We start from the raw sequence: 24095 nt of genomic DNA on the forward strand, positions 1-24095 counted from the left end.
TGGAGGCTTAAAAACGATGGGTAAAGTACATGTATTTGATCATCCATTAATCCAACATAAGTTGAGTTTCATTCGTGACGTTAATACCGGAACGAAAGCATTTCGTGAACTTGTAGACGAAGTTGGAATGTTGATGGCTTATGAAGTGACACGTAACTTAGAATTGCAAGAAGTAGAAATTGAAACACCAGTCACAACAGCTAAAGCGAAGCGTTTATCAGGTAAAAAATTAGCGTTTGTACCGATTCTTCGTGCAGGCTTAGGTATGACTCAAGGTATTTTAAATTTAGTTCCTGCTGCACGTATCGGTCATGTTGGACTTTATAGAGACCCTGAAACATTAGAAGCGGTAGAATATTTTGTTAAATTACCACAAGATATTGAAGAACGTGAAATTATTGTAGTGGATCCAATGCTTGCAACAGGTGCATCAGCAATTGAAGCCATTACATCATTGAAAAAGCGTGGTGCAAAGCATATTCGTTTCATGTGTTTAATCGCAGCGCCTGAAGGGGTTGCAAAGTTACAAGAAGCACATGAAGATGTAGATATCTTTATTGCAGCACTTGATGAAAAATTAGACGAAAATGCCTATATCATTCCAGGCTTAGGAGATGCAGGAGACCGCTTATTCGGTACAAAATAATTTTTTTAATTAAGGAGCGCTTAATCAATGAAAAGGATTATGACGATATTTGGTACACGTCCAGAAGCCATTAAAATGGCACCATTAGTACTTCAATTAAAAAAAGAGAGAAATTTAGAACCTATTGTAGTGGTAACGGCACAACACCGTGAAATGTTAGATTCTGTTTTGGAAACATTTGATATTCAACCAGATTATGATTTGAATGTAATGAAGCCTGGTCAAACGTTATCTGAAGTAACTTCACGCGTTTTGACCGGACTTGAAAGTGTCATTAAAGAAGTTAAGCCAGATATGATTTTAGTACATGGCGATACAACGACAACGTTCGCCGGAAGTTTAGCTGCATTTTATAATGAAATCAGTATAGGGCACGTCGAGGCAGGACTAAGGACTTGGCATAAGTATTCGCCGTTTCCAGAAGAAATGAATCGTCAAATGACAGGCGTAATGGCAGATTTACATTTTGCACCGACGGAACAAGCGGAAGCAAACTTATTAAATGAAAATAAAGACCCTAAAACAGTCGTAGTGACCGGTAATACAGCCATAGATGCAATGCATACAACGATAACGAATGACTATCATTCAGAAATTATTCAACGCCATCAAGATAAGCGCATCATTCTGTTAACTTCGCACCGTCGTGAAAATATCGGACAGCCAATGGAAAATATTTTTAAAGCGGCTAGACGAATTGTTGAGGAAATAGAAGATGCAGTCATCGTTTATCCGATGCATAAAAATCCTAAAGTACGAGAAATTGCATATAAACATTTAAGTCATCATGAACGTATCGAATTAATTGAACCGCTTAAAGTCGTTGATTTTCACAACTTCGCCCATCAGTCACATCTGATATTAACGGATTCTGGTGGTGTTCAAGAAGAAGCACCTTCATTAGGTAAACCCGTACTTGTGTTACGTGATACGACAGAGCGACCTGAAGGTGTAAAAGCGGGGACTTTAAAACTTGCGGGCACAAATGAGGAAGAGGTTTATCACTATACGAAAGAATTACTCACAGATGAGGCGCTATATCAAAAGATGAGTGTCGCACAAAATCCATATGGTGATGGCCATGCTTCAAAAAGAATTTGTGACCACATTCAGCATTATTTTGGTTTGACAGATGTGAAACCGGAACCATTTAGAACAAAATAATAGAGATAGGGTCAAATGTGTCGAATTTGTGACATTATAAGACTTTAAGTTCAGTCCTATTAAAAGCATAATTGACACGCATTTGCCCCTATATTATTATGAAAGTTGTATGCATGGAACGGCTTTCATAATTGTTCCTAAAAGTAGAAAAGAGGTTCATTATGGTGCGCTTTTTAAATTGTACTCAGCCGTTTTTGACATATTATAGTTGTCTCTGGGTGGGCCTTATTACGCTTTATTTTTGCATACACCACGCTTTTGTTCTTGGATTAATAGTAGGATTAGCAGCTTCAACGTTGAATACTATCATATTTGAATATTATCTTCATCGAGCTAAAGTCACGCATGTTGGTGCGCTATCAACAGGCGGTGGTTGGCGTTTTCTTACTGCCGTGCTTGCTTGTTTGGCATGGGTTCTTTTTCAAGAGCAGATACATATTTTAGGTGTATGTATAGGGCTAATGGTTTCATATGTTTTAATGATTTTTCGTCCATTAATAAAGAAGGATGAAAATAATGCTAATTGAAAAGAGGTGAAAATTTAAATGGATCATAAAAGTCCAATAGTAACTTGGCATTTTCTAGGATTGGATATTAACTTTAACTTATCAACGGTAATGATGTTAATCATCACAGCAATTATCGTGCTTACGATTGCAGTCTTATGTACACGAAATCTTCAGAAAAGACCCAAAGGTGCTCAAAACTTCATTGAATGGATATTTGATTTTGTACGCGGCATCATTGAAAGTAACATGGCTTGGTCTAAGGGAGGGCACTTTCACTTCTTAGCAGTTACATTAATTTTATTTATTTTTGTAGCAAATATGTTAGGTCTACCTATGCAATTGTTGGTTAACCACTATTTATGGTGGAAATCGCCAACAGCAGATCCACACGTTACATTAACACTTGCAACAATGATGGTAATCCTTACACATTACTATGGTGTTAAAATGCGTGGACCTAAAGCCTATTTAAAAAGTTACACGCAACCGTATCCGGCGCTTGTTGTCATCAATGTGTTTGAGGAATTTGCTTCAACATTAACATTAGGCTTGCGTCTTTACGGTAACATTTTTGCGGGTGAAATTTTATTAGGTTTATTAGCAAAAGTTGCATTTGGCGTAGTTGCAGGTTTTATTATTGCAATTCCAGGTTTAATTATTTGGCAAGGATTCTCAATCTTTGTTGGTTCTATCCAAGCATATATCTTTATTATGTTATCAATGGTGTACATGTCACACAAAGTGGCAGACGACCATTAAAATAAAAAATAACAACTTAAAATTAGGAGGATTTATATAATGAATTTAATCGCAGCAGCAATCGCAATTGGTTTATCAGCACTTGGTGCAGGTATTGGTAACGGTTTAATCGTTTCAAGAACAGTAGAAGGTGTAGCACGTCAACCAGAAGCACGTACACAATTAATGTCAATTATGTTCATCGGTATCGGTTTAGTTGAGGCGCTTCCAATCATCGGTGTAGTTATCACATTCATCGTATTATTTTCTAGTGCTAGCTAATATTAATCACGCGTTATCCGTTTTTTAAAATATTTATAGTTTAAGCTATTTAATAGTGGATTTTTGTCCTGAGTGGCTGAGGCATCTATATGTTTCAGCCCAAAAATTTACAAATGGGTTACAGATGGTTGAAAAATGGTGTAATAGGTAAATGCCATAAAAGATATCATCCGTACCGGAGTAGGAATTTGAATTTCATATAACATCCTACTTCCATCATTTTTCAGTTTTACGATGAAATGATTGAAAGGAGTGTACAGCAAATTGACAACCAACATGTTTACCCTTGCAGCTAGTGCGGGTGGCGTAAATATCGGTGACATTCTTGTTACAATTTTTACTTTTGTCATCTTACTTTTCTTGCTTAAAAAGTTTGCATGGGGACCACTTAAAAAGGTTATGGACGATCGTGAGCATGCTATTAATCAAGATATTGATGATGCAGAACGTGCAAAAATGAACGCACAACGTCTAGAAGAAGAAAATAGAAAAACATTAAAAGAAACACAAAATCAAGTGCACAAAATGCTTGAAGAAGCCAAAGTACAAGCACAACGCCAACAAGAAGAAATCATTCATGAGGCGAACCAACGTGCAAATGGCATGATTGAAACGGCACAAAGTGAAATCAAGAGTGAAAAAGAACGTGCATTAGCTGAAATTAACAACCAAGTATCTGAACTTTCAGTATTGATTGCATCAAAAGTTTTACGTAAAGAAATTTCTGAACAAGATCAAAAAGACCTTATTGATAAGTATATTAAAGAGGTAGGGGATAAGTAATGGCACAAGTTGCACAAAAATATGCCCAAGCACTTTTTGATGTTGCTACTAAAGCTGAAGTTTTATCAGATATTTATCAAGATTTCACTGAAATTAACACTGGTATTCAAAGTGAAGGTTCACGCCTTCAATCGATTGACCTTGAACCTAAAATCACATTAAATGAAAGACAAACATTAGTTTCAAATGTATTCCATGGCGTTCACCCATATTTAATGAATACGTTAAAAATAATGGCTGGACATCGCAACTTAGCTTTACTAAGTGATGTATATGATGCATTTGAAGGTTTTTATAATGAATTTCATGGGTTTGATGATGCATATGTTGTATCAGCACGCGCGTTATCCGAACCAGAATTAGCACATTTAAAACATGCTTTAGTTCAACGTACAGGGTTAAAAGATCTTAACCTACATACTTCAGTTGATACTTCACTCATCGGTGGAATGAAAGTCAAAATCGGTACAAAAGTATACGATGGAAGCGTACAAAATGATTTAGAGCAATTAGCTAGAAAATTCAGTAGAGCACATTAAATACGAGATGAAAGAGGAGTGACATAGATGGCCATAAAAGCTGAGGAAATTAGTGCATTACTTCGCTCTCAAATTGAGAATTATGAGTCTGAAATGTCTGTAACTGATGTAGGGACAGTTATCCAAATTGGTGACGGTATTGCATTAGTACACGGACTGAACGATGTTATGGCTGGCGAATTATTAGAATTCCACAACGGCGTTCTAGGATTAGCACAAAACTTAGAAGAAACAAACGTAGGTGTCGTTATTTTAGGACCTTACGATGAAATTACAGAAGGTGCTGAAGTTAAGCGTACAGGACGTATTATGGAAGTGCCTGTAGGTGAAGAATTAATCGGACGTGTCGTTAACCCATTAGGACAACCTATTGATGGTCAAGGCCCACTTAATACAACAAAAACACGCCCAATCGAGAAAAAAGCAACAGGCGTTATGGCACGTAAATCAGTAGATGAGCCATTACAAACGGGTATTAAAGCGATTGACGCATTAGTTCCTATTGGCCGTGGTCAACGTGAGTTAATTATCGGTGACCGTCAAACAGGTAAAACGACAGTTGCTATCGATACAATCTTAAACCAAAAAGACCAAGACATGATTTGTGTTTATGTTGCAATCGGTCAAAAAGAATCTACAGTACGTGCATCAGTTGAAAAATTACGTCAAGCTGGCGCATTAGATTATACAATTGTTGTGTCTGCATCAGCGGCTCAACCTTCTCCAATGTTATACATTGCACCATATGCAGGGGTATCAATGGCAGAAGAGTTTATGTTTAACGGCAAGCACGTTTTAGTTGTTTATGACGACTTAACGAAGCAAGCAGCAGCATACCGTGAATTATCATTATTATTACGTCGTCCACCAGGCCGTGAAGCATATCCAGGTGATGTATTCTACCTACATAGTCGTTTATTAGAGCGCGCAGCAAAATTAAATGATGATTTAGGTGGCGGTTCAATTACTGCATTACCATTCGTAGAAACACAAGCTGGTGACATTTCAGCATATGTACCAACAAACGTTATCTCTATTACAGACGGACAAATCTTCTTACAATCTGACTTATTCTTCTCAGGTGTACGCCCTGCCATTAACGCAGGTCTTTCGGTATCTCGTGTAGGAGGATCGGCTCAAATTAAAGCGATGAAAAAAGTAGCAGGTACATTACGTTTAGACCTTGCATCATATCGTGAGCTTGAATCATTCGCTCAGTTTGGTTCAGATTTAGATGAAGCAACGGCTAAAAAGCTTGAAAGAGGTAAGCGTACAGTTGAGGTATTAAAACAAGACCAAAACAAGCCATTACCAGTTGAGCATCAAGTATTAATCATTTATGCCTTAACACGTGGCTACTTAGATGATATTCCAGTGGAAGATATTACACGTTTTGAAGCTGAAATCATCGAGTGGACGAAAGGTAATGCAAACGAAATTTTCACTGAAATTCGTGAAACAGGTGGCTTACCTGCAGATGAAAAATTTGAAAATGCAATCAATGCATTCAAACAAAGCTTTAAAAAATCTGAATAATGTCAAATATACGATGAGATAAGGTGGTGAGATAGTGGCTTCTTTAAAAGAAATAGATTCACGTATAAAATCAACGAAAAAGATGAAACAAATCACAAGTGCAATGAACATGGTTTCGAATTCTAAGCTTCGTAAAGCTGAAAGAAATACGAAGCAATTTCGACCTTACATGGAAAAGATGGAAGATGCCATCACAGCTATTGCGGGTTCAAATACTGCTACCAATCATCCAATGTTAAATGAGCGTGAAGTAAAGCGTGTAGGATACATGATTATCACGAGTGATAGTGGATTGGCAGGTGCTTATAGTGCTAACGTTCTTAAGAAAATGATTCGTGACATTGAAAAACGTCATAAAAGTAAAGATGAATATCGTCTTATTGTTTTAGGTAAAATCGGTATCTCATTTTTAGAAAATCGTGGCTATACGATTGAGAATACATTAACTGATATTCCAGACCAACCATCGTTCAAAGCGATTCAGTCTATTGCGACACGTGCGGTCGATTTATACAGTGAAGAAAAAATTGATGAACTCAATATCTACTATAGCCATTATGTCAGTGTGATTGAAAACACACCAAAAAGTAAAAAACTTTTGCCATTATCACCTGAGGATTCATCTTTAGGTCACGGTGCCATGTCATCATATGAATTTGAACCAGATAAAGAATCAATTTTAAAGGTATTACTACCACAATATATTGAAAGTTTAATTTATGGAACAATTCTAGATGCTAAGGCAAGTGAACACGCTTCACGTATGAATGCGATGAAGAATGCCTCTGATAATGCAACTGATTTAATTGACGATTTATCATTACAATATAACCGTGCACGACAAGCAGCGATTACTCAACAAATTACTGAAATCGTTGGTGGCGCAGCAGCATTAGAATAAGTTTAAAAATAAGGAGGAACTAACATGGGATTAGGCCGTGTAACTCAGGTCATGGGGCCAGTCATTGACGTGCGTTTTGACCATAATGAAATTCCAAACATTAATAACGCACTTGTAATCGATGTGCCTAGAGATGGTAAAACGGAACAACTCACATTAGAAGTAGCCTTGCATTTAGGTGACGATGTCGTTCGTTCTATCGCAATGGACTCAACAGATGGTGTTCAACGTGGCGCAGAAGTTAAAGACACTGGTGCACCAATCAGTGTTCCAGTTGGAGATGCGACATTAGGACGTGTGTTTAATGTATTAGGAGATAAAATTGACCTTGATCCAGAAATCGACGCTTCTGTACGTCGTGATCCAATTCATCGTCAAGCACCTCAATTTGATGAATTATCTACTGAGGTTGAAATTTTAGAAACAGGTATTAAAGTTGTTGACTTATTAGCACCATATATTAAAGGTGGAAAAATTGGATTATTTGGTGGTGCCGGTGTAGGTAAAACTGTATTAATCCAAGAGTTAATTAACAATATCGCACAAGAGCACGGTGGTATTTCTGTATTCGCCGGTGTAGGTGAACGTACGCGTGAAGGTAACGACTTATACTATGAAATGAAAGACAGTGGCGTAATTGCGAAAACAGCAATGGTATTTGGACAAATGAATGAGCCACCTGGTGCACGTATGCGTGTTGCACTTTCTGGTTTAACAATGGCTGAATATTTCCGTGATGAACAAGGTCAAGATGTATTATTGTTCATTGACAACATTTTCCGCTTTACTCAAGCTGGTTCAGAAGTATCAGCGTTACTTGGACGTATGCCTTCAGCAGTAGGTTACCAACCAACGCTAGCGACAGAAATGGGTCAATTACAAGAACGTATCACGTCTACGAATAAAGGTTCTGTAACATCTATCCAAGCCGTTTTCGTACCTGCCGATGACTATACGGACCCAGCACCAGCAACAGCGTTCGCACACTTAGATGCGACAACAAACTTAGAACGTAAATTAAGTGAAATGGGTATTTATCCAGCGGTAGACCCGTTAGCATCTACTTCACGTGCTTTAGAGCCAACAGTCGTTGGACAAGAACACTACGAAGTGGCACGTCAAGTTCAATCTACATTACAAAAATATCGTGAGTTACAAGACATTATCGCGATATTAGGTATGGACGAACTTTCAGACGAAGATAAGAAAACTGTTGAACGCGCACGTCGTATTCAGTTCTTCTTATCACAAAACTTCCACGTTGCTGAACAGTTTACTGGTCAAAAAGGTTCTTACGTACCAGTTAAGAACACAGTACAAGACTTTAAAGCAATTTTAGATGGTAAATATGACCATATTCCTGAAGATGCTTTCCGTCTTGTTGGTGGTATTGATGATGTTCTTGCTAAAGCAAAAGATATGGGTGTTGAAGTTTAATACAAATTAGGAGGCATGGATAATGAATACATTAACCTTAGATATCGTCACTCCTAATGGTTCTGTTTATAAACAAGACAATGTTGAAATTGTTGTCTTACAAACAACAGCAGGCGAAATGGGTGTGATGCATGGTCACATTCCGACGGTTGCACCATTACGTATAGGACATATTAAAGTAAACTGCAATGGTCAATCCGATTATATAGCTGTAACTGAAGGTTTTGCAGAAATTCGTCAAGAAAAAGTCAATATCCTTGTTCAGTCAGCTGAATCTGCTGATGATATCGACTTAGAGCGAGCGAAATCTGCGAAACAACGCGCTACTTTTTATCTAGATGGAGATAAAGAAGATACGGATTTTAAACGTGCTGAACGCGCATTAAAACGTGCTGAAAACCGTATTGAAGTAGCAAAATTTAAATAATCTAACATTAAAACCCACTGATGAAAATCAGTGGGTTTTAACATGTAACGGGGATTAAGAAAGATGGCGATTTATACATTAAAATTTGAACAATTGTATATACAAATTAATCAAAAAGACGTATGATGTTATTTATGTGATTCTTTAATAAAAAGATAGAAATTCACTACAGGTATAGACATAGACGATTACATTGGGAATTAACGTGTAAATCATGTAAAATTGAATAAGATTAACTTAAAAGGGGCAACATAATGCAATGGAATATTTAGGACAATTTGCGGTTGTACATCTTATCATGCATGTGCTCTGTATTTGTGTTGCGTATTGGTTTTTAAATGCGATCCGATTAGATCAATTTTTTAAAAAAGGTTACCCACTGCAAGTTCAGGTTGCAATGATATTTGTTGCGATTTTGCTTGGAACGAGCGTGAGTGATTTTATTATTGATTTATTACAATTTTCAACTCAAATTCAATACTTATTCAAATAAATTTGTAAGATAAGTTTAAGCGTATTGCAAGAAGTTTATAATTAATTATGTAAGTGTGTAAATAGTGGAGGATGTAAATAACATGGATAAAATTATTGTAAAAGGCGGCAATACCCTCAAAGGGGAAGTTCAAGTTGAAGGAGCTAAAAATGCTGTATTACCGATTATTACAGCTTCATTGCTAGCGAGTGAAGGTAAAAGTGAGCTTATCAATGTACCTGCTTTAAGCGATGTTGAAACAATCAATAACGTCATCAGTGTCTTAAACGCTAAAGTGAAATATAATGAGAAAAAACAATCTGTTACTGTAGATGCTTCGAAAGAGTTAAAAGAGGAAGCACCTTATGAATATGTAAGTAAAATGCGTGCAAGCATTTTAGTTATGGGACCACTTTTAGCGCGACTTGGGAAAGCTAAAGTAGCATTGCCGGGTGGATGCGCTATCGGTTCAAGACCTATTGAACAGCATTTAAAAGGCTTTGAAGCTTTAGGTGCTGAAATTCATCAAGAAGCAGGCTACATTTATGCAGAAAGCCCACAAGGTTTAATAGGTAATGATATCCATTTAGATTTTCCAAGTGTAGGTGCTACACAAAATATTATTATGGCGGCGTCATTAGCTAAGGGCCGTACAGTGATTGAAAATGTAGCGAGAGAGCCTGAAATTGTTGATTTAGCGAACTATATCAATGAAATGGGCGGAGACGTTAAAGGTGCTGGAACAGATACAATTATCATCAATGGTGTAGAAACATTGTCCGGCGTACAGCATTCCATCATTCCAGATCGTATTGAAGCGGGTACGTTTATGATTGCTGCAGCGATTACACGCGGTGATGTTTTAGTTAAAAGTGCCATTCAAGAACATATGACAAGCCTTGTTTATAAACTTGAAGAAATGGGCGTTCATCTTGAAACAACAGAAGAAGGGATTCGTGTTACGGCGCCTGAAAAGTTAAATCCTGTAGATATTAAAACATTACCACACCCAGGTTTTCCAACCGATATGCAGTCACAAATGATGGCGTTATTATTAACTGCTGAAGGGCACAAAGTCATTACAGAAACGGTTTTTGAAAATCGTTTTATGCACGTAGGTGAATTTAAGCGAATGAACGCTCAAATTTCTGTCGAAGGCCGTAGCGCTAAAATTGAAGGCAGAAGTGAACTGCAAGGTGCGCAAGTTAAAGCCACTGATTTACGTGCAGCAGCTGCATTGATTTTAGCTGGATTAGTTGCTAAAGGTGAAACAACAGTAACAGAATTAAAGCATCTTGACCGTGGATATGTGAACTTCCATGAAAAATTAAAAGATTTAGGCGCAAATATTGAACGTATCAATGCTAAAAAATAATTCATGGGCACTCTGGTCGTGGTTACAACGATTAGTTAGTGTGCAACTCACGTTATTTATAATCGTCGCCGTTGCTTTATTCTTTATAGGGTTAATGATGGGCTTTTTAATTAACCAAGATAATATTTTGGATGCGCTGAATCCCAAATTTTGGGAACATTTTAAAGAAATCATTGGAGGTTAGTTCATAATGGAAACAATTTTTAACTACAACGAAATTAAACAAATCATTCCACATCGTCAACCTTTTTTACTTATTGATAAAGTGGTTGAATATGAACCTGGTCAACGTTGTGTAGGTATTAAACAAGTGTCTGGAAATGAACCCTTTTTCCAAGGACATTTTCCAGAATATGCTGTAATGCCAGGTGTACTGATTACAGAAGCATTAGCACAAACGGGTGCTGTTGCGATGTTAAATAGTGAAGAAAATAAAGGTAAGCTTGCTTTGTTTGCAGGAATTGATAAATGTCGTTTTAAAAAGCAAGTTGTCCCTGGAGATACGTTAAGATTAGAAGTTGAAATCACTAAAATTAAAGGTCCAATTGGTAAAGGTACTGCAAAAGCTACTGTGGATGGACAAGTAGCTTGCCAATGCGAATTAACTTTTGCCTTACAAGATCCTCAATAATTGCTAGAGGCTCAGATAAAGCATTTATATTTTGAGAAAATAAAACGATGAGGCTAGGGTATCACGTATTATTGTGTTAGGGCGCTTAAGGAAATGACATACTTAACACAAATTGTAATCCTAATCTCATCGTGCGTATATGAAACGGTGCATGATTAAACAGTGGTTTCTCATTAGATAATGTATGTGCTATCTGTTAGCCTTATTGTTTACTTATTCTTCTTGTCTTTCATCTTTAAGTCGAGGCTTAGATTGCATCATGCGATTAAATGTTTTTATAAGTGCTTCGCCTTCAAGGCCCTCACTAACTAATTGTTCTAGTAAATTTTCTGCATAAACTTGACGCAATGTATAAATGTGACATTCAAAGACGACAGATATCGTTTCTTTGAGTGGTGTAATATGTTTGATCGTTGCATCAAACAAAGCGGGATCGTTCGATGGTCGTGTAATGACGACGCGAATATCTAACAACGCTTCAGCGTCCATATATGCTTGCATTTCTTCTAAATGGATATCGGATATTACGATTTCCAATAACCAACCAGTCCCACTATTTTCTTTGTTTATAATGACGCCATCTTTTAATTCATATTCAGTCACTGCACCATTTTCAGATACAATTTGAAAACGCAAGGCTTTAAATGTCTTCATTGATTCGTACCCCCTTAAAACTTTCTCAATTTTACGAAATAAGAATATTTATTTTCAATTATAACGTAAATTTTGAAAAAATTCCTGAAATGTATGATGAATAGTATCAGTTTGATACGCAATATACCATTTTTCAAAGCTTGCCATTAACGGCATGAAATGCGTATGATAGTGTCATACAGAAAGGAGGTGACATTGATAAATCAGTTTCAAGCGACAGGTATCATTACTAAAGCCCCTAACTATTTTGATACTGGTGAAACCCCATTTGTCACTTTTTCATTAAAGGTAAAACGGGATTATAAAAGCAAACATGATAAACCTATTTTTGATTATTTAAATTGTAAAGCTTTTGGAACCGTTGCAACCTATATTCATGAAACATGTCAAGAAGAGACACGCGTTGCAATCAGTGGCCAAATACAAAGCCGAAGATATGAGTATCAAGGAGAGCGACGCTATGCAACTGAATTGGTTATTTTCCAATTAGAACATCTATCCTCATAGCTCTGTGAAAAAGCACTATTCCAATAATCCAAGCTTATTAAACGATAATATCATCCATTTATACTAAACCTTATAACCATTTACTTTCCTACTCCCGATCTTTCCAATGACATGAAACACGAACCATTGAACAATGATATCGTATATTTCTACTCAATTTTATTTTCACTTTAATCTTTTTTCTCACATGTGTATTAATGCCTATTATATTGAGTGAAACAATAGGGGATAGAAATCCTTTTGATTTCGTTAGCCTATGCGCCCGTCGCTCAAAAATAGTTTCATTTATTCACTTAAAGCGGAGATTTATCTACGTGTATTGACATTAAATATGTAGATATCTCCGCTTATTTTTAAGCTTTATATACGTAGTTGAGCGAGGGCGCGATATGTCCTCGTTTTACTTTGTAATATATTTGTAATGAAAATGGTACTTTATTTAATGTCAATGTCATCTTTTTGAAAAAGACTGGTGCTATATTATTTGTGAACATAACAGATTTTCATACCAATTACTGGAGGATTACTAAATGAAAAAATTACTTTTAGCAACATCAACAGTAGGTTTATTAGCAGCGGCACAATTTGCTACTAATGCTGAAGCAGCGCATCAAGAGCATACACAAGTTCAAGAAGGTGTTCACTTCATTCAATGGGGTGATACTTTAAATAAAATTTCAAAGAAATACGATGTTACTGTACAACAATTAAAAGACTGGAATAATTTAAAATCTGACCTTATCATCGCTGGTGAAAAATTATATGTAACAGAGGCAGCGGCAGCAGCACACAGTGCTACTTCAACGCAAAACTTTGTTTTACCAACGTCATCTAGCTTTGGTTCATTCGAAACAGCTACTTACAACCAATCTACAAGCTATTCAGCACCTGTAAATTACACGACGTCTGGTTCATATGAAACTTATACAGCACCAGCAACTCAATATGTAACGCCGTCATATTCACATGTTCAAACTCAACCAACATCTCATTACCAAGCACCATCAACAGCTGCTGGTTCTGGTTCTGTATATCAACAATTTATTAATGCTGGTGGTACACCTGCAATGTGGAATTCTATCGTTTTACCTGAATCAGGTGGTAATCCTAATATCGTTAGCCCAACAGGTTACAGAGGGCTTGGTCAAACAAAAGAAGCTTGGGGAACAGGTAGTGTAGCTACTCAAACTCAAGGTATGATTAATTATGCAAACTCACGTTACGGTTCTGTAGAGCGTGCAGTTCAATTCCGTTTAGCTAACGGATGGTGGTAGGCGATTGTAGAAATCGTCTGAAGCACTGACTTATTTTTGAGTCGGTGCTTTTTTTTATTGATATTCTGTAATGGTTTTGTTACGTTTAATTTAATTAAATAAAAGACTACTAGGGGAACCGTATGGTTGAGATGAATGATATTCAGACCCTTTGAACCTGATATAGTTAACACTAGCGTAGGGAAGTAGCGTAGACATTAAATCCTTTTTATGATGACTAGGCTACTTTATCATGTAGTCTTTTTTCATTTGAAAGGAGTTTTTTTATGTTATTTTCTGAAATTGTTAAACGTGAGGCGTCAACAATTATTGATGGTATTTATGGTGATGAATTTATTCAAGGTATGATTCAAGGGGATATTCCTGAAGAGGCAATCAAACATTATTTAAGAGCGGATGCACGCTACTTATTTGAATTTGCCAAAATTTATGCATTGTTAATTCCTAAAGTGGATTCTAAAGAAGAAATTGAATTTTTGACGGAACAGATCGCATTTGCAGCTTCTGGGGAAGTTGAAGCGCATCATATTCTCGCAGATTATGTCAAAGTACCGTATAATGAAATTATTAAAGAAGGAGAATGGTATCCTTCTGCGGATCATTATATTAAGCACATGTACTTTAATGCCTATCATTATGATGATGTGGCCTATACGATTGCTGCAATGGCACCTTGTCCATACGTCTATCAACAAATTGCGCAACGCGCGTTACGTGAAGTAGACTTTGACGCTAACCACCCATTAAAAGCATGGTTTGAATTTTATGCTGAGGGAATGGATGAATTAATGGAACACATTGATACGTGGTTGAATGCATGTGCAGAGCATGCGTCTGATGCAGAGCGAGAACAACTAAAACGAAACTTTTTAGAAAGTACAATGCATGAGCGAAACTTTTTCAATATGTCGTATCACCAAGAAACATGGAATTTTGGGGGATAAAACAATGAATAAATTAAAAATCGCATTAACGATTGCAGGTACAGATCCTTCTGGCGGTGCCGGCGTCATGGCAGATTTAAAGTCATTTCATTCCTGTGGTGTTTATGGAATGGCGGCAATAACGAGTATCGTAGCTCAAAACTCTTTGGGTGTACAACACATTCATAATTTAGAGCAAACGTGGGTGGAAGAGCAACTTGAAAGTGTATTTTCTGACGAACCACCACATGCTTTAAAAACAGGTATGATACCAACTATAGATATGATGACTATGATAGCAAACCAGATTAAAAGTAAGTCTATTCCTTATGTGATCGATCCAGTTATGATTGCGAAAAGTGGCGATTCGTTAATGGCGCCACAAGGGAGACAAGCTTTAAAAAATACGTTGCTGCCACTTGCAGATGTTGCCACACCTAATATTCCAGAAGCTGAAGAAATTACCCAAATGAAACTGCAAACAGAAGCAGAGATAAAAAAAGCTGGACGCTTTTTTATCAATGAAATTGGCTCCAAAGGGGTTGTTTTAAAAGGCGGGCATTTGGAAGGGGATGCACGTGATTATTTGTTTACTAAAGAAGGAGAATTTACATTTACAGCACCCCGTTTTGATACATTGCATACACACGGTACAGGATGTACTTTTTCAGCAGTCATTACTGCTGAGCTTGCGAAAGGAAAGTCTGTTTATGACGCGGTAGCGAAAGCGAAAGCCTATATTTCATTAGCAATTGAGCATACGCCTGAGATTGGGCAAGGGCGAGGCCCGGTCAATCATTTCGCTTATCAACAGTTGAAGGGTTGGGATTAGAATGAAGAGTTACTTAGAAAAAATGAGAGCAACACAACCGCTTGTAGTTTGTTACACCAATGATGTCGTCAAAAATTTTACTGCGAATGGATTATTAGCATTAGGCGCGAGTCCAGCGATGAGCGAAGCGCCAGAAGAGGCGAAAGACTTTTTTAAAATCACACAAGGTTTGCTCATTAATATAGGAACTTTAACTCGAAAAACTGGAGAAGATATGCTCGAAATTGCGAAACAAGCTAATGATCAAGGTGTTCCAATTGTTTTTGATCCTGTTGCAGTAGGTGCGTCACAATTTCGAAAAGACTATTGTCGTCAATTTTTAGCTCAAGTGGATGTTGCTGTTATAAAAGGAAACGCTTCAGAGATATTAACTTTAGTAGACGAATCGACAACGATGAAAGGCACAGATAGTTCAGATGATATAGATACAATAACTATTGCCAAACGCGCTTATGAACAATTTCAAACAGCTATTGTAGTCTCAGGTGAAAAAGATGTGATTGTTCAAGATAACAAAGTGATTGAATTGGACAATGGTGTTCCGCTACTTACTAAAATTACAGGTGCAGGTTGTTTATTAGGTGCGGTCATTGCTTCATTTTTATTACGACAACCAAAACCAGAATTAGAAGCATTAGTAGAAGCGGTGTCCATTTATAACATTGCCGCAGAACATGCCGAATTAAGTGAGGGGGCGGATGCGCCAGGAACATTTTTAGTCTCATTTATAGATGCTTTAAGCCAAGTGGATACGGCAGCTTATCACCAAGAAATTAAAAAGAGAGAAGTGCAATAATCATGAGATTTCAACGAGACCAGTTACGCGTGTATTTTATTGCTGGCACGCAAGATATTAAAAAGGGGAATTTAGAAGCGATTTTAAAAGAGGCACTTGAAGCAGGTATTACTATGTTTCAGTTCCGTGAAAAAGGCCCACATGCTTTGACAGGGGAAGCAAAAGAACGACAAGCTCGAACATTAATGCAACTTTGCCATTCATATGGTGTCCCGTTTATTGTGAACGACGATGTGGAATTAGCTCTAAAAATTGATGCCGACGGGATTCATGTTGGACAGGATGACGCTAAAATAGATTCATTTATTCATCAATGTAAAAATAAGATTATTGGATTAAGTATCAGTAATTTTAAAGAATATGATCAGTCTGATTTAACGTATGTCGATTACATTGGCGTAGGTCCTGTTTATCAAACGTTCTCTAAATCAGATGCTAAACCATCAGGTGGCGTAGAAATGATTCGCCGTATGAGGAATTATGATGAAAACATTCCAATTGTGGCCATTGGAGGCATTACTGAAGAAAATGTGGCGTCTTTGAAAAAGAATGGTGCTGATGGGATTGCGACGATTTCTTCAATTACGCATAGCGCAAATATTGAAAAAACAGTGACGCAATATTTACAGTATTTCAATTAAATTCGTAAATCTTTTCGTTTATGTTTCCACACAATTAGGATGTATGATAAAATATCACTTATGTGAATATATCTTTAGAGGTGGAAAAATGAAGAACAAAGCGTTATTGGCGACACTACTAGGCGTCGTCCTGTTATTAGCTGGATGTGACTATAGTAAGCCTGAAAACCGTACTGGCTTCTTTTACAACACGTTTGTTTCACCAATGGATCACTTAATCCATTGGTTAGGTGATCATTTAAATAATAACTATGGTCTCGCAATTATCATTATCGTGTTAGTAGTACGTATCGTATTATTACCATTCATGTTGTCAAACTACAAGAACATGCATATGATGCGTGAAAAAATGAAAATTGCCAAGCCAGAAATTACAGAAGCACAAGAAAAAGTTAAACGTGCTCGAACACAAGAAGATAAAATGGCTGCCAATCAAGAAATGATGAATGTTTATAAAAAATATGATATGAATCCAGTTGCAAGCATGTTAGGGTGTTTACCGCTTATCTTGCAAATGCCGATTATCATGGCCTTATTCTTCGTACTGAAATATCCATCAGGTGGAGGCATTACGAAGTTCTCTGATTTCTTATGGTTCCAATTAGATAAACCTGACATTTGGATTACTATTATTGCAGGTATTTTATACTTCATTCAAGCTTATGTTTCGAGTATGCATATGCCACAAGAACAACGTCAAATGGCAGTAATGATGATGATTATTTCACCAATTATGATTGTGTGGATTTCATTCAGTTCTGCAGCGGCATTAGGTTTATACTGGTCAGTATCTGCTGCATTCTTAGTTGTACAAACTTATGTAGCCAATATTATTTATGGTAAAAAAGCTAAAGCTGAAGTGGAACCTATGATTAGAAAGTTTGAAGAAGAAAAGAAATCAAACGCTAAATCAGGTAAAAACACAAAAGTCGTTTCAAAGAAAAAGAAAAAATAAGCATAAAATAAACCGTCCTTCCATTAAGTTGGAAGGACGGTTATTTTTAGGCTGTACACTTTATATGGTGGTTATGTATCTATAATAATTAAGTAGCAAACTTCCGATTGCTTCTTCGAGTCTCGCTTTCCCAGGCGCCTTACCTCTGCATGAACACGTTTGAATGTAATGATATACGTGTTCAGTACACATGTGAACGTAAGTGAGCAGGTGTTCCTTTTCAACGCAGTCTATGACTGGTTTCTAACTGTTATTAGAAACCTAGTCATAGTTGCGGGGGAGATACTACGAAATCAATGTTATGTGATTTCTGTATCTCTCCCGGATTTTCGGTTTCGGCTATATGCCTCGGGAGTCTCGACTCGGTACGCAATCTATTTAAGCAATTTCACTATTGAAAAGTGGCATTGCTTTTTTCTTTGGTCTTTTATACAGTCTAAAAATAATAAAAATGCGATATTTGAAGTTATAAAAGTTGCGATAGCTATATGAAACTCTTTTAATCAGTTTAACTTTTTGATTAATTCCTTCAATCGAACCATTGTTGAATTGAGGAGTTCCAATCGTATAAGCAATGATATGAAACGAAGTTGATTACACGCTATCAATGCTTCTCTAAGATCATTTATGATTATCTTTAATTTTTAGTAACTTTAATATATCATTACACATAGGCGCAATATGTCTCCTTTATTTTGGGTTTGGTCACTTAAAATTATAGAGGCATTTGCGCTATTTTTATACTAAAACTTAGACCCATTCATCGAAAAATTGTTGTAAAAATAATTTTAAAAAGGCATGTCGTTCCTCGGCTAATGCTAAAGCTTTTGGGGTATTCATCAAGTCTTTTAATTTAATTAATTTTTCGTAAAAATGTTTAATAGCTGAAGGGGGAAGCGTGTTTAAATCTATCCCTTCCATTTCTGACATTGTTTTTTCTCCTGTCCACATCGGTTCATGAAAATGACCAGCAAACTGAAAGGTACGTGCAATGCCTATTGCACCTATGGCATCTAAGCGGTCAGCATCTTGAACGATTTGTGCTTCGATACTTTTAAGACGCGTACCATCTTTTGATTTACGAAAACTCATATGGGTTATAATGTATAGAATATGTTGTTGATCTTGTTCAGAAACGTGAATATCAGTAAGAAATTGAGTTAATGCTTCTTGATGGGTAGCGTGAACAATTTTGTCGTCCACCGTATCATGCAGTAGTGCAGCCATCTCAATCACAAACAGATTTGCTTCAGCATAATCTTTGGCGATGGTTTTAGCTAATGCAACGACACGCCTAACGTGTGCGCAATCATGTCCGCTTGAATCTTTTGCGTGCACATTTTCCATGTAGTGGTGCGCCAATTGACATTGTTTTTCTTTCATTGCGTGCACTCCTTATAAAATGGGTGAGAGTAGTTGACTGATAGACTCTTTGAATTTAATCCACAGACTTCGTTGCTCGTAACGTTCAGTAGTTAATTTTGAGCATACTTTTAAATCTTCTTCAAAACTTTCGCGTAATTGTTTTGCTATTGTTTCGTTATAAACAAAGGCGTTTACTTCAAAATTTAGTGCAAAGCTACGATTATCCATATTTGTTGTTCCGACGCTTGTAATCTCATCATCAATCGTTAATGTTTTAGCATGTAAAAAGCCATCTTCGTATAAATACACGTTTGCGCCGACTTCTAAAAGTGCGGCTGCGTTTTTATATGTAGCCCAATACACAAAAGGATGGTCGGGTTTGTTTGGAATCATTAAATGGACATTAACACCACCAAGCGCTGCAATTTTTAACGCATCCATGAAAGATTCGTCTGGAACAAAATAAGGGGTTTGAATATAAATGTCCTTTTTAGCCATATTTATCATTTTTAAGTAACCATATTTAATTTGTTCCCAAAACTCGTCTGGTCCACTTGATGCAATTTGGATTCCCATATTTTCAGTATTTTCTAGTTGAACTTTAGGAAAATATTTTGAGTCGTGCTCGATGTCATAACGAGAGGATTGGGAATTCCAGTCTAAAATGAATCGGAGTTGTAGCGCATGAACGGCGCCACCCTTTATTCTTAAATGTGTATCACGCCAATTGCCAAATTTTTTGGATAAGCCTAAGTACTCATTTCCAACATTAAATCCACCGACATAACCTATCTTGCCATCGATTACTACAATTTTACGGTGATTACGGTTATTCATACGAAAATTGATAATAGGTAGCTTTGAAGGGAAAAATGCTTCAACAAGTCCGCCCCTTTTTTTAAAAGTTTTTAAATCACGAAAAGATAAGCTTTTTGAACCGATATCATCATAGAGCATTTTGACTTCTATGCCTTCATCTAACTTTTGTTCGAGTAGGTCGATAATGCTTTTTCCAAGTGCATCATTTCGAAAAATATAATATTGAATGTGGATATAAGATTGGGCATTTTGAATATCTTCTTTCAAGCGATTGAATTTAGTATCGCCGTCTAACAAAATTTCGACTTCATTTTGATTGGTGTAGAATGCTGCATTGTTATATAACAGACTGCGTATCATCGTTTTGTATTGTTTAATATGTGGATTTTCTGGATCGAAATTATCTTCTTTTAAAGCGTTGAGTTGTTGACTGACAAGTTGATTTAATCCTTTTTTGTCTTTTTCTGATATTTCAAAGATGGCTTTACGTTGGATTTGTCGACCGAATAATAAATATAAAATAAAGCCTAAAATAGGGAGTAGCGATAATACAAGAATCCAGGCCCAAATCGATCCAGCGCTACGCCTTTCCATAAATATAATTGTAAACACAAATGAAAGGTTTAATAAAAATAAAACAATAAATAAGTAATTGTTTCTAATCAGACCTTCAAGAATAAATACATTGCTTAAATCAGTCATTTTGTGCCCCCCTGAATGTTGAACTTTTCGTTATTATATCATGTATTACTGTGATTTTTGGGAGAAATTTCTTTTCTTGACCTATACCACGTGGGGGTATATAATGGGTGTGAAGTTAAAGATGGAGGTGCGAGCATGGAAGAACGTGCACATCATTCAGTGGAAATTAAAAAGAACTTAACCTCACGTTTGAATAGAATAGAAGGACAAGTTCGTGCGATTAATCGTATGATTGATGAAGATGTCTATTGTGATGATGTATTAACTCAGATTCGAGCTACACGCTCTGCCTTAAATAGTGTAGCGACTAAATTATTGGATTATCACATGAAAGGCTGTATTACTCAAAAAATTGAAGAGGGCCATGAGACAGAAGCCATGGAGGAGCTACTCGTTACTTTTCAAAAATTATTAAAAGATTGATTGGAGAAGAGCGCATGTATAAAGATATTGTTTTTGTAGAAGGTATTCAGTCCGATTTACAAAAAGAAAATTTAGCACAACGTTTGAATCAAATGATAGGTGTTAAAGAAGTAACGATAGATATTGAACGCCAATCTATTACATTGCTTTATAATACACCTGTGAATTTGAATACATTAGAAAAAGAAATATACGATACTGGATACAAAGTGATTCGTACAGAAAAAGGAGCGATTTAATATGGGTAAACATAAGATTGATGTTGAAGGCATGACTTGTAATCATTGTAAAGCAGCTGTTGAAACAGCAGTAAAAGAGAATAAAGAAGTATTATCTGTAATAGCAACACCTGAACGTGATGAAGTAGAAGTTGAATTAACGGACGATGGCGCACTTCATGATGTTAAACAACGTATTTATGATGCAGGATATGAAGTAAAATAATTGATGAACAATATTAGGGCTGAGAAGAGAAAATCTGACAGGTCAGGCTTCTTACGCCCTATCATTTTATTTCTTTATATACCCCGCTTAGGTATAGGAGGTAGTCATAATGAAAGAAGAAACATATAAAATTTCAGGCATGCATTGTGCCGCTTGTGCAACTCGGATTGAGCGGGTTCTGAATAGAGATGAAGCGATAGAAGAAGCAACGGTTAATTTAGTTATGGAAAAAGCGACCGTAAAATACAATCCGAAACAAATAAGTAGAGATACAATTTTTCAAAAAATAGCTCATATCGGCTTTGAAGCACACCAAATTGAAGATAATGACACTGACACGCTAAGTGACGATAAAGCATTAAAAAAACAAAAATTTAAGTTTATTATATCTGCTATTTTTGCTTTACCATTGCTTTATACGATGTTTGCGCATTTTTCTTTCTTAAGCTTTGTTCCTGTTCCCCAATTTATGATGAGTCCATGGTTTCAATTAATATTAGCAACGCCAGTTCAATTTGTTTTAGGTGCGCAATTTTACGTAGGTGCTTGGCGTGCATTAAAAAATAAAAGTGCTAATATGGATGTTTTAGTTGCGATGGGAACGTCAGCGGCTTATTTTTATAGTATTTATTTAATGATTGTTCACCTAGGGCATGAAGGTCATGAGGGGCATATTCCGCTTTATTTTGAAACAAGTGCAGTACTAATCACATTTATTTTACTTGGTAAATATTTTGAAAAGCGTGCGAAAGGGCATGCGAGCGAGGCAATAAAAAAACTTGCGGCGTTACAGGTTAAAGAAGCTACAGTCGAAAGAAATGGAAAGATGGTGCATGTCGCCGTTGACCAAGTACAAGTAGGGGAGATCATTTGTGTTAAAAGTGGTTCATATATACCTTTAGATGCAGAGATTATTGAAGGGGCAACGACAGTGAATGAAGCAATGATTACGGGTGAAAGCCTTCCTGTCGATAAACATATTGGCGACTCAGTTATCGGTAGTACTTTGAACGAAACGAACTTTATAAAAGCAAAAGTAACAAACGTAGGAGAAGATCTTGTTTTAAACCAAATTATTAAAGTCGTTGAAGAAGCACAAACTAAAAAACCACATATACAACGTTTAGCTGATCAAATTTCAAATATATTTGTTCCAGTCGTCGTAGGTACCGCGCTATTTTCGTTTTTATTATGGTATTTCGTATTAATTCCTTTTGATTTTACACGGGCACTTGAAATTTTTATTGCAGTTATTGTGATTGCGTGTCCATGTGCGTTAGGACTAGCAACGCCAACATCGATTATGGTAGGCTCTGGACGTGCAGCAGAAGCAGGAATTTTATTTAAATCTGCGGAAAGTTTAGAACAAACGCGCCAAATTGACACGATTGTCTTCGATAAAACGGGAACGCTTACAACTGGAATACCAGAAGTGATAGAGGTTATTGAACTTGAAAAAAGCCCGGGAATTGCAAGCTATATTAAAAGTTTAGAAGTGCAATCTGAACATCCATTATCTAAGGCGCTTGTACGTTATTTTAATGATGCTAAGACAGTTGGAGTCCAAAATTACGAAACGCATATCGGTAATGGTATATCGGGGGAAGTCAATGGATTAAGTATTCAGATTGGTTCTATGTCATTTTTAGCTACTCATGCACCCGTGACGCAATCGATGAAAGCACAGCAATATGAACTTGAATCCAAAGGGGCTACAGTAATAGGTGTACGAATCAACCAGCACATCGTGATGATGATTGCCTTACGTGATGAGCCGAAAGATAAGGTAAAAGAAAGTATTCTGCAATTGCGTCAACACTATAATATTGTGATGTTAAGTGGAGATAGTGAAACGACGGTAAATGCTATCGCAAATGACTTAGGTATTGAGACAATTTATGCTGGTGTTAAACCAAACCAAAAAGCTGAAGTCATTGAAAAGTTACAGGACGAAGGAAAAAAAGTAATGATGGTAGGCGATGGTATCAATGACGCACCTTCTTTAACACAAAGTGACATTGGGGTAGCAATGGGTTCTGGAACGGATATTGCTATAGAATCTGCGGATGTCGCACTCGTACACAATCATGTTTCACAAATACCAGAAGTATTAAAAATGAGCGAATTAACGATGAAAAATATTAAACAAAATTTATTTTTTGCATTTTGTTACAATATGATTGGCATACCTATTGCAGCTTTAGGCTTTTTAGCGCCGTGGTTAGCTGGTACTGCAATGGCGTTCAGCTCTGTTTCTGTCGTATTAAATGCGCTACGATTAAAACATGTCCAAAAATAAAATAAAAAATTTCAATTTAAT

General features: G+C 36.5%; 29 protein-coding genes, 1 pseudogene and 1 riboswitch. Of the genes and pseudogenes, 26 read left to right on the plus strand and 4 right to left on the minus strand.

Annotated elements, in window-relative coordinates; all coding sequences use genetic code 11:
- The first annotated feature begins 16 nt into the window (after positions 1 to 16).
- The 15 genes from upp (at position 17) to fabZ (ending at position 11440) form a co-directional block, all read left to right on the plus strand.
- The gene (gene upp, locus LN051_RS03225) at positions 17 to 646 is read left to right on the plus strand and encodes a uracil phosphoribosyltransferase (RefSeq protein WP_229293164.1); all 630 of its coding nucleotides are present in this window, start codon (positions 17 to 19) and stop codon (positions 644 to 646) included.
- Between the two features lie 27 nt (positions 647 to 673).
- Positions 674 to 1810, plus strand: a complete 1137-nt coding sequence (gene wecB / locus LN051_RS03230; RefSeq protein ID WP_229293165.1) for a non-hydrolyzing UDP-N-acetylglucosamine 2-epimerase — start codon at positions 674 to 676, stop codon at positions 1808 to 1810.
- 161 nt (positions 1811 to 1971) lie between these two features.
- Entirely contained in the window at positions 1972 to 2337 is a 366-nt protein-coding gene (locus tag LN051_RS03235) for a hypothetical protein (RefSeq protein WP_229293166.1), read from the plus strand.
- Positions 2338 to 2355: 18 nt separating this feature from the next.
- On the plus strand, positions 2356 to 3078 hold the full coding sequence (gene atpB / locus LN051_RS03240) for a F0F1 ATP synthase subunit A (RefSeq protein WP_229293167.1): 723 nt from the start codon (positions 2356 to 2358) through the stop codon (positions 3076 to 3078).
- 39 nt (positions 3079 to 3117) lie between these two features.
- Positions 3118 to 3339: a F0F1 ATP synthase subunit C gene (gene atpE / locus LN051_RS03245; RefSeq protein WP_229293168.1), complete on the plus strand. Its 222-nt coding sequence runs from the start codon at positions 3118 to 3120 to the stop codon at positions 3337 to 3339.
- Between the two features lie 276 nt (positions 3340 to 3615).
- Positions 3616 to 4122 carry a F0F1 ATP synthase subunit B gene (locus LN051_RS03250; RefSeq protein WP_229293610.1) on the plus strand — a complete coding sequence of 169 codons (507 nt, stop codon included), beginning with the start codon at positions 3616 to 3618 and terminating at the stop codon, positions 4120 to 4122.
- The gene (locus LN051_RS03255) at positions 4122 to 4661 is read left to right on the plus strand and encodes a F0F1 ATP synthase subunit delta (protein ID WP_229293169.1); all 540 of its coding nucleotides are present in this window, start codon (positions 4122 to 4124) and stop codon (positions 4659 to 4661) included. Before LN051_RS03250 ends, LN051_RS03255 begins: the two co-directional genes overlap by 1 nt.
- A gap of 27 nt (positions 4662 to 4688) precedes the next feature.
- Positions 4689 to 6197, plus strand: a complete 1509-nt coding sequence (atpA, locus tag LN051_RS03260) for a F0F1 ATP synthase subunit alpha (RefSeq protein ID WP_229293170.1) — start codon at positions 4689 to 4691, stop codon at positions 6195 to 6197.
- A 34-nt stretch (positions 6198 to 6231) separates the two neighbouring features.
- On the plus strand, positions 6232 to 7098 hold the full coding sequence (atpG, locus tag LN051_RS03265) for an ATP synthase F1 subunit gamma (protein WP_229293171.1): 867 nt from the start codon (positions 6232 to 6234) through the stop codon (positions 7096 to 7098).
- 24 nt (positions 7099 to 7122) lie between these two features.
- The gene (gene atpD, locus LN051_RS03270; protein ID WP_229293172.1) at positions 7123 to 8535 is read left to right on the plus strand and encodes a F0F1 ATP synthase subunit beta; all 1413 of its coding nucleotides are present in this window, start codon (positions 7123 to 7125) and stop codon (positions 8533 to 8535) included.
- 22 nt (positions 8536 to 8557) lie between these two features.
- Positions 8558 to 8962 carry a F0F1 ATP synthase subunit epsilon gene (locus LN051_RS03275; protein ID WP_229293173.1) on the plus strand — a complete coding sequence of 135 codons (405 nt, stop codon included), beginning with the start codon at positions 8558 to 8560 and terminating at the stop codon, positions 8960 to 8962.
- 259 nt (positions 8963 to 9221) lie between these two features.
- A complete protein-coding gene (locus tag LN051_RS03280) occupies positions 9222 to 9455 on the plus strand; it encodes a DUF1146 family protein (protein ID WP_229293174.1) in 234 nt (77 codons plus the stop codon).
- Between the two features lie 82 nt (positions 9456 to 9537).
- Positions 9538 to 10809, plus strand: coding sequence for a UDP-N-acetylglucosamine 1-carboxyvinyltransferase (gene murA, locus LN051_RS03285; protein WP_229293175.1), 1272 nt, complete (start codon positions 9538 to 9540; stop codon positions 10807 to 10809).
- Positions 10796 to 10993, plus strand: coding sequence for a DNA-directed RNA polymerase subunit beta (locus LN051_RS03290; protein WP_229293176.1), 198 nt, complete (start codon positions 10796 to 10798; stop codon positions 10991 to 10993). The genes murA and LN051_RS03290 overlap by 14 nt, the downstream gene beginning before the upstream one ends.
- Before the next feature lie 6 nt (positions 10994 to 10999).
- A complete protein-coding gene (fabZ, locus tag LN051_RS03295; RefSeq protein WP_229293177.1) occupies positions 11000 to 11440 on the plus strand; it encodes a 3-hydroxyacyl-ACP dehydratase FabZ in 441 nt (146 codons plus the stop codon).
- Positions 11441 to 11653: 213 nt separating this feature from the next.
- On the opposite strand, the gene LN051_RS03300 is transcribed toward fabZ, so the two are convergent.
- On the minus strand, positions 11654 to 12094 hold the full coding sequence (locus LN051_RS03300) for a YwpF-like family protein (protein ID WP_229293178.1): 441 nt from the start codon (positions 12092 to 12094) through the stop codon (positions 11654 to 11656).
- Between the two features lie 189 nt (positions 12095 to 12283).
- Between LN051_RS03300 and LN051_RS03305 the strand changes: the two genes are divergently transcribed.
- The 7 genes from LN051_RS03305 (at position 12284) to yidC (ending at position 18022) form a co-directional block, all read left to right on the plus strand.
- Positions 12284 to 12601, plus strand: a complete 318-nt coding sequence (locus tag LN051_RS03305) for a single-stranded DNA-binding protein (protein WP_229293179.1) — start codon at positions 12284 to 12286, stop codon at positions 12599 to 12601.
- Positions 12602 to 13131: 530 nt separating this feature from the next.
- Entirely contained in the window at positions 13132 to 13875 is a 744-nt protein-coding gene (locus LN051_RS03310) for a LysM peptidoglycan-binding domain-containing protein (RefSeq protein WP_229293180.1), read from the plus strand.
- Positions 13876 to 13976: 101 nt separating this feature from the next.
- Positions 13977 to 14076, plus strand: a riboswitch (TPP riboswitch).
- 65 nt (positions 14077 to 14141) lie between these two features.
- Entirely contained in the window at positions 14142 to 14819 is a 678-nt protein-coding gene (tenA, locus tag LN051_RS03315; protein ID WP_229293181.1) for a thiaminase II, read from the plus strand.
- Between the two features lie 4 nt (positions 14820 to 14823).
- Complete coding sequence (thiD, locus tag LN051_RS03320) at positions 14824 to 15630, plus strand: bifunctional hydroxymethylpyrimidine kinase/phosphomethylpyrimidine kinase (protein ID WP_229293182.1); 807 nt, start codon at positions 14824 to 14826, stop codon at positions 15628 to 15630.
- A 1-nt stretch (position 15631) separates the two neighbouring features.
- Positions 15632 to 16426, plus strand: a complete 795-nt coding sequence (gene thiM / locus LN051_RS03325; protein WP_229293183.1) for a hydroxyethylthiazole kinase — start codon at positions 15632 to 15634, stop codon at positions 16424 to 16426.
- Between the two features lie 2 nt (positions 16427 to 16428).
- On the plus strand, positions 16429 to 17067 hold the full coding sequence (thiE, locus tag LN051_RS03330) for a thiamine phosphate synthase (RefSeq protein WP_229293184.1): 639 nt from the start codon (positions 16429 to 16431) through the stop codon (positions 17065 to 17067).
- A gap of 88 nt (positions 17068 to 17155) precedes the next feature.
- Positions 17156 to 18022, plus strand: coding sequence for a membrane protein insertase YidC (yidC, locus tag LN051_RS03335; RefSeq protein ID WP_229293185.1), 867 nt, complete (start codon positions 17156 to 17158; stop codon positions 18020 to 18022).
- A gap of 378 nt (positions 18023 to 18400) precedes the next feature.
- Here the strand turns inward: yidC and LN051_RS03340 are convergent.
- The 3 genes and pseudogenes from LN051_RS03340 to cls form a co-directional block, all read right to left on the minus strand.
- Positions 18401 to 18589, minus strand: a pseudogene (locus LN051_RS03340) (transposase); the annotation flags it as partial.
- A gap of 183 nt (positions 18590 to 18772) precedes the next feature.
- Positions 18773 to 19405 carry an HD domain-containing protein gene (locus LN051_RS03345; protein WP_229293186.1) on the minus strand — a complete coding sequence of 211 codons (633 nt, stop codon included), beginning with the start codon at positions 19403 to 19405 and terminating at the stop codon, positions 18773 to 18775.
- Positions 19406 to 19417: 12 nt separating this feature from the next.
- Positions 19418 to 20908 carry a cardiolipin synthase gene (gene cls, locus LN051_RS03350; RefSeq protein WP_229293187.1) on the minus strand — a complete coding sequence of 497 codons (1491 nt, stop codon included), beginning with the start codon at positions 20906 to 20908 and terminating at the stop codon, positions 19418 to 19420.
- Between the two features lie 135 nt (positions 20909 to 21043).
- Between cls and csoR the strand changes: the two genes are divergently transcribed.
- The 4 genes from csoR (at position 21044) to LN051_RS03370 (ending at position 24074) form a co-directional block, all read left to right on the plus strand.
- The gene (gene csoR / locus LN051_RS03355) at positions 21044 to 21331 is read left to right on the plus strand and encodes a copper-sensing transcriptional repressor CsoR (RefSeq protein ID WP_229293188.1); all 288 of its coding nucleotides are present in this window, start codon (positions 21044 to 21046) and stop codon (positions 21329 to 21331) included.
- A 14-nt stretch (positions 21332 to 21345) separates the two neighbouring features.
- Positions 21346 to 21570, plus strand: a complete 225-nt coding sequence (gene csoZ / locus LN051_RS03360; RefSeq protein WP_229293189.1) for a putative copper chaperone CsoZ — start codon at positions 21346 to 21348, stop codon at positions 21568 to 21570.
- A 1-nt stretch (position 21571) separates the two neighbouring features.
- Positions 21572 to 21775, plus strand: coding sequence for a heavy-metal-associated domain-containing protein (locus tag LN051_RS03365; protein ID WP_229293190.1), 204 nt, complete (start codon positions 21572 to 21574; stop codon positions 21773 to 21775).
- 109 nt (positions 21776 to 21884) lie between these two features.
- The gene (locus tag LN051_RS03370; protein ID WP_229293191.1) at positions 21885 to 24074 is read left to right on the plus strand and encodes a heavy metal translocating P-type ATPase; all 2190 of its coding nucleotides are present in this window, start codon (positions 21885 to 21887) and stop codon (positions 24072 to 24074) included.
- Positions 24075 to 24095: the final 21 nt, after the last annotated feature.

Origin of the sequence: Staphylococcus ratti (assembly GCF_020883535.1) — a bacterium.
Taxonomy (GTDB): domain Bacteria; phylum Bacillota; class Bacilli; order Staphylococcales; family Staphylococcaceae; genus Staphylococcus; species Staphylococcus ratti.

Excerpts from the sequence above, each read along its gene's own strand:
- upp (WP_229293164.1), top strand. The coding sequence starts at position 17 with ATGGGTAAAGTACATGTATTTGATCATCCATTAATCCAACATAAGTTG.
- wecB (WP_229293165.1), top strand. The coding sequence starts at position 674 with ATGAAAAGGATTATGACGATATTTGGTACACGTCCAGAAGCCATTAAA.
- LN051_RS03235 (WP_229293166.1), top strand. The coding sequence starts at position 1,972 with ATGGTGCGCTTTTTAAATTGTACTCAGCCGTTTTTGACATATTATAGT.
- atpB (WP_229293167.1), top strand. The coding sequence starts at position 2,356 with ATGGATCATAAAAGTCCAATAGTAACTTGGCATTTTCTAGGATTGGAT.
- atpE (WP_229293168.1), top strand. The coding sequence starts at position 3,118 with ATGAATTTAATCGCAGCAGCAATCGCAATTGGTTTATCAGCACTTGGT.
- LN051_RS03250 (WP_229293610.1), top strand. The coding sequence starts at position 3,616 with ATGTTTACCCTTGCAGCTAGTGCGGGTGGCGTAAATATCGGTGACATT.
- LN051_RS03255 (WP_229293169.1), top strand. The coding sequence starts at position 4,122 with ATGGCACAAGTTGCACAAAAATATGCCCAAGCACTTTTTGATGTTGCT.
- atpA (WP_229293170.1), top strand. The coding sequence starts at position 4,689 with ATGGCCATAAAAGCTGAGGAAATTAGTGCATTACTTCGCTCTCAAATT.
- atpD (WP_229293172.1), top strand. The coding sequence starts at position 7,123 with ATGGGATTAGGCCGTGTAACTCAGGTCATGGGGCCAGTCATTGACGTG.
- LN051_RS03275 (WP_229293173.1), top strand. The coding sequence starts at position 8,558 with ATGAATACATTAACCTTAGATATCGTCACTCCTAATGGTTCTGTTTAT.
- LN051_RS03280 (WP_229293174.1), top strand. The coding sequence starts at position 9,222 with ATGGAATATTTAGGACAATTTGCGGTTGTACATCTTATCATGCATGTG.
- murA (WP_229293175.1), top strand. The coding sequence starts at position 9,538 with ATGGATAAAATTATTGTAAAAGGCGGCAATACCCTCAAAGGGGAAGTT.
- LN051_RS03290 (WP_229293176.1), top strand. The coding sequence starts at position 10,796 with ATGCTAAAAAATAATTCATGGGCACTCTGGTCGTGGTTACAACGATTA.
- fabZ (WP_229293177.1), top strand. The coding sequence starts at position 11,000 with ATGGAAACAATTTTTAACTACAACGAAATTAAACAAATCATTCCACAT.
- LN051_RS03300 (WP_229293178.1), bottom strand. The coding sequence starts at position 12,094 with ATGAAGACATTTAAAGCCTTGCGTTTTCAAATTGTATCTGAAAATGGT.
- LN051_RS03310 (WP_229293180.1), top strand. The coding sequence starts at position 13,132 with ATGAAAAAATTACTTTTAGCAACATCAACAGTAGGTTTATTAGCAGCG.
- tenA (WP_229293181.1), top strand. The coding sequence starts at position 14,142 with ATGTTATTTTCTGAAATTGTTAAACGTGAGGCGTCAACAATTATTGAT.
- thiD (WP_229293182.1), top strand. The coding sequence starts at position 14,824 with ATGAATAAATTAAAAATCGCATTAACGATTGCAGGTACAGATCCTTCT.
- thiM (WP_229293183.1), top strand. The coding sequence starts at position 15,632 with ATGAAGAGTTACTTAGAAAAAATGAGAGCAACACAACCGCTTGTAGTT.
- thiE (WP_229293184.1), top strand. The coding sequence starts at position 16,429 with ATGAGATTTCAACGAGACCAGTTACGCGTGTATTTTATTGCTGGCACG.
- yidC (WP_229293185.1), top strand. The coding sequence starts at position 17,156 with ATGAAGAACAAAGCGTTATTGGCGACACTACTAGGCGTCGTCCTGTTA.
- LN051_RS03345 (WP_229293186.1), bottom strand. The coding sequence starts at position 19,405 with ATGAAAGAAAAACAATGTCAATTGGCGCACCACTACATGGAAAATGTG.
- cls (WP_229293187.1), bottom strand. The coding sequence starts at position 20,908 with ATGACTGATTTAAGCAATGTATTTATTCTTGAAGGTCTGATTAGAAAC.
- csoR (WP_229293188.1), top strand. The coding sequence starts at position 21,044 with ATGGAAGAACGTGCACATCATTCAGTGGAAATTAAAAAGAACTTAACC.
- csoZ (WP_229293189.1), top strand. The coding sequence starts at position 21,346 with ATGTATAAAGATATTGTTTTTGTAGAAGGTATTCAGTCCGATTTACAA.
- LN051_RS03365 (WP_229293190.1), top strand. The coding sequence starts at position 21,572 with ATGGGTAAACATAAGATTGATGTTGAAGGCATGACTTGTAATCATTGT.
- LN051_RS03370 (WP_229293191.1), top strand. The coding sequence starts at position 21,885 with ATGAAAGAAGAAACATATAAAATTTCAGGCATGCATTGTGCCGCTTGT.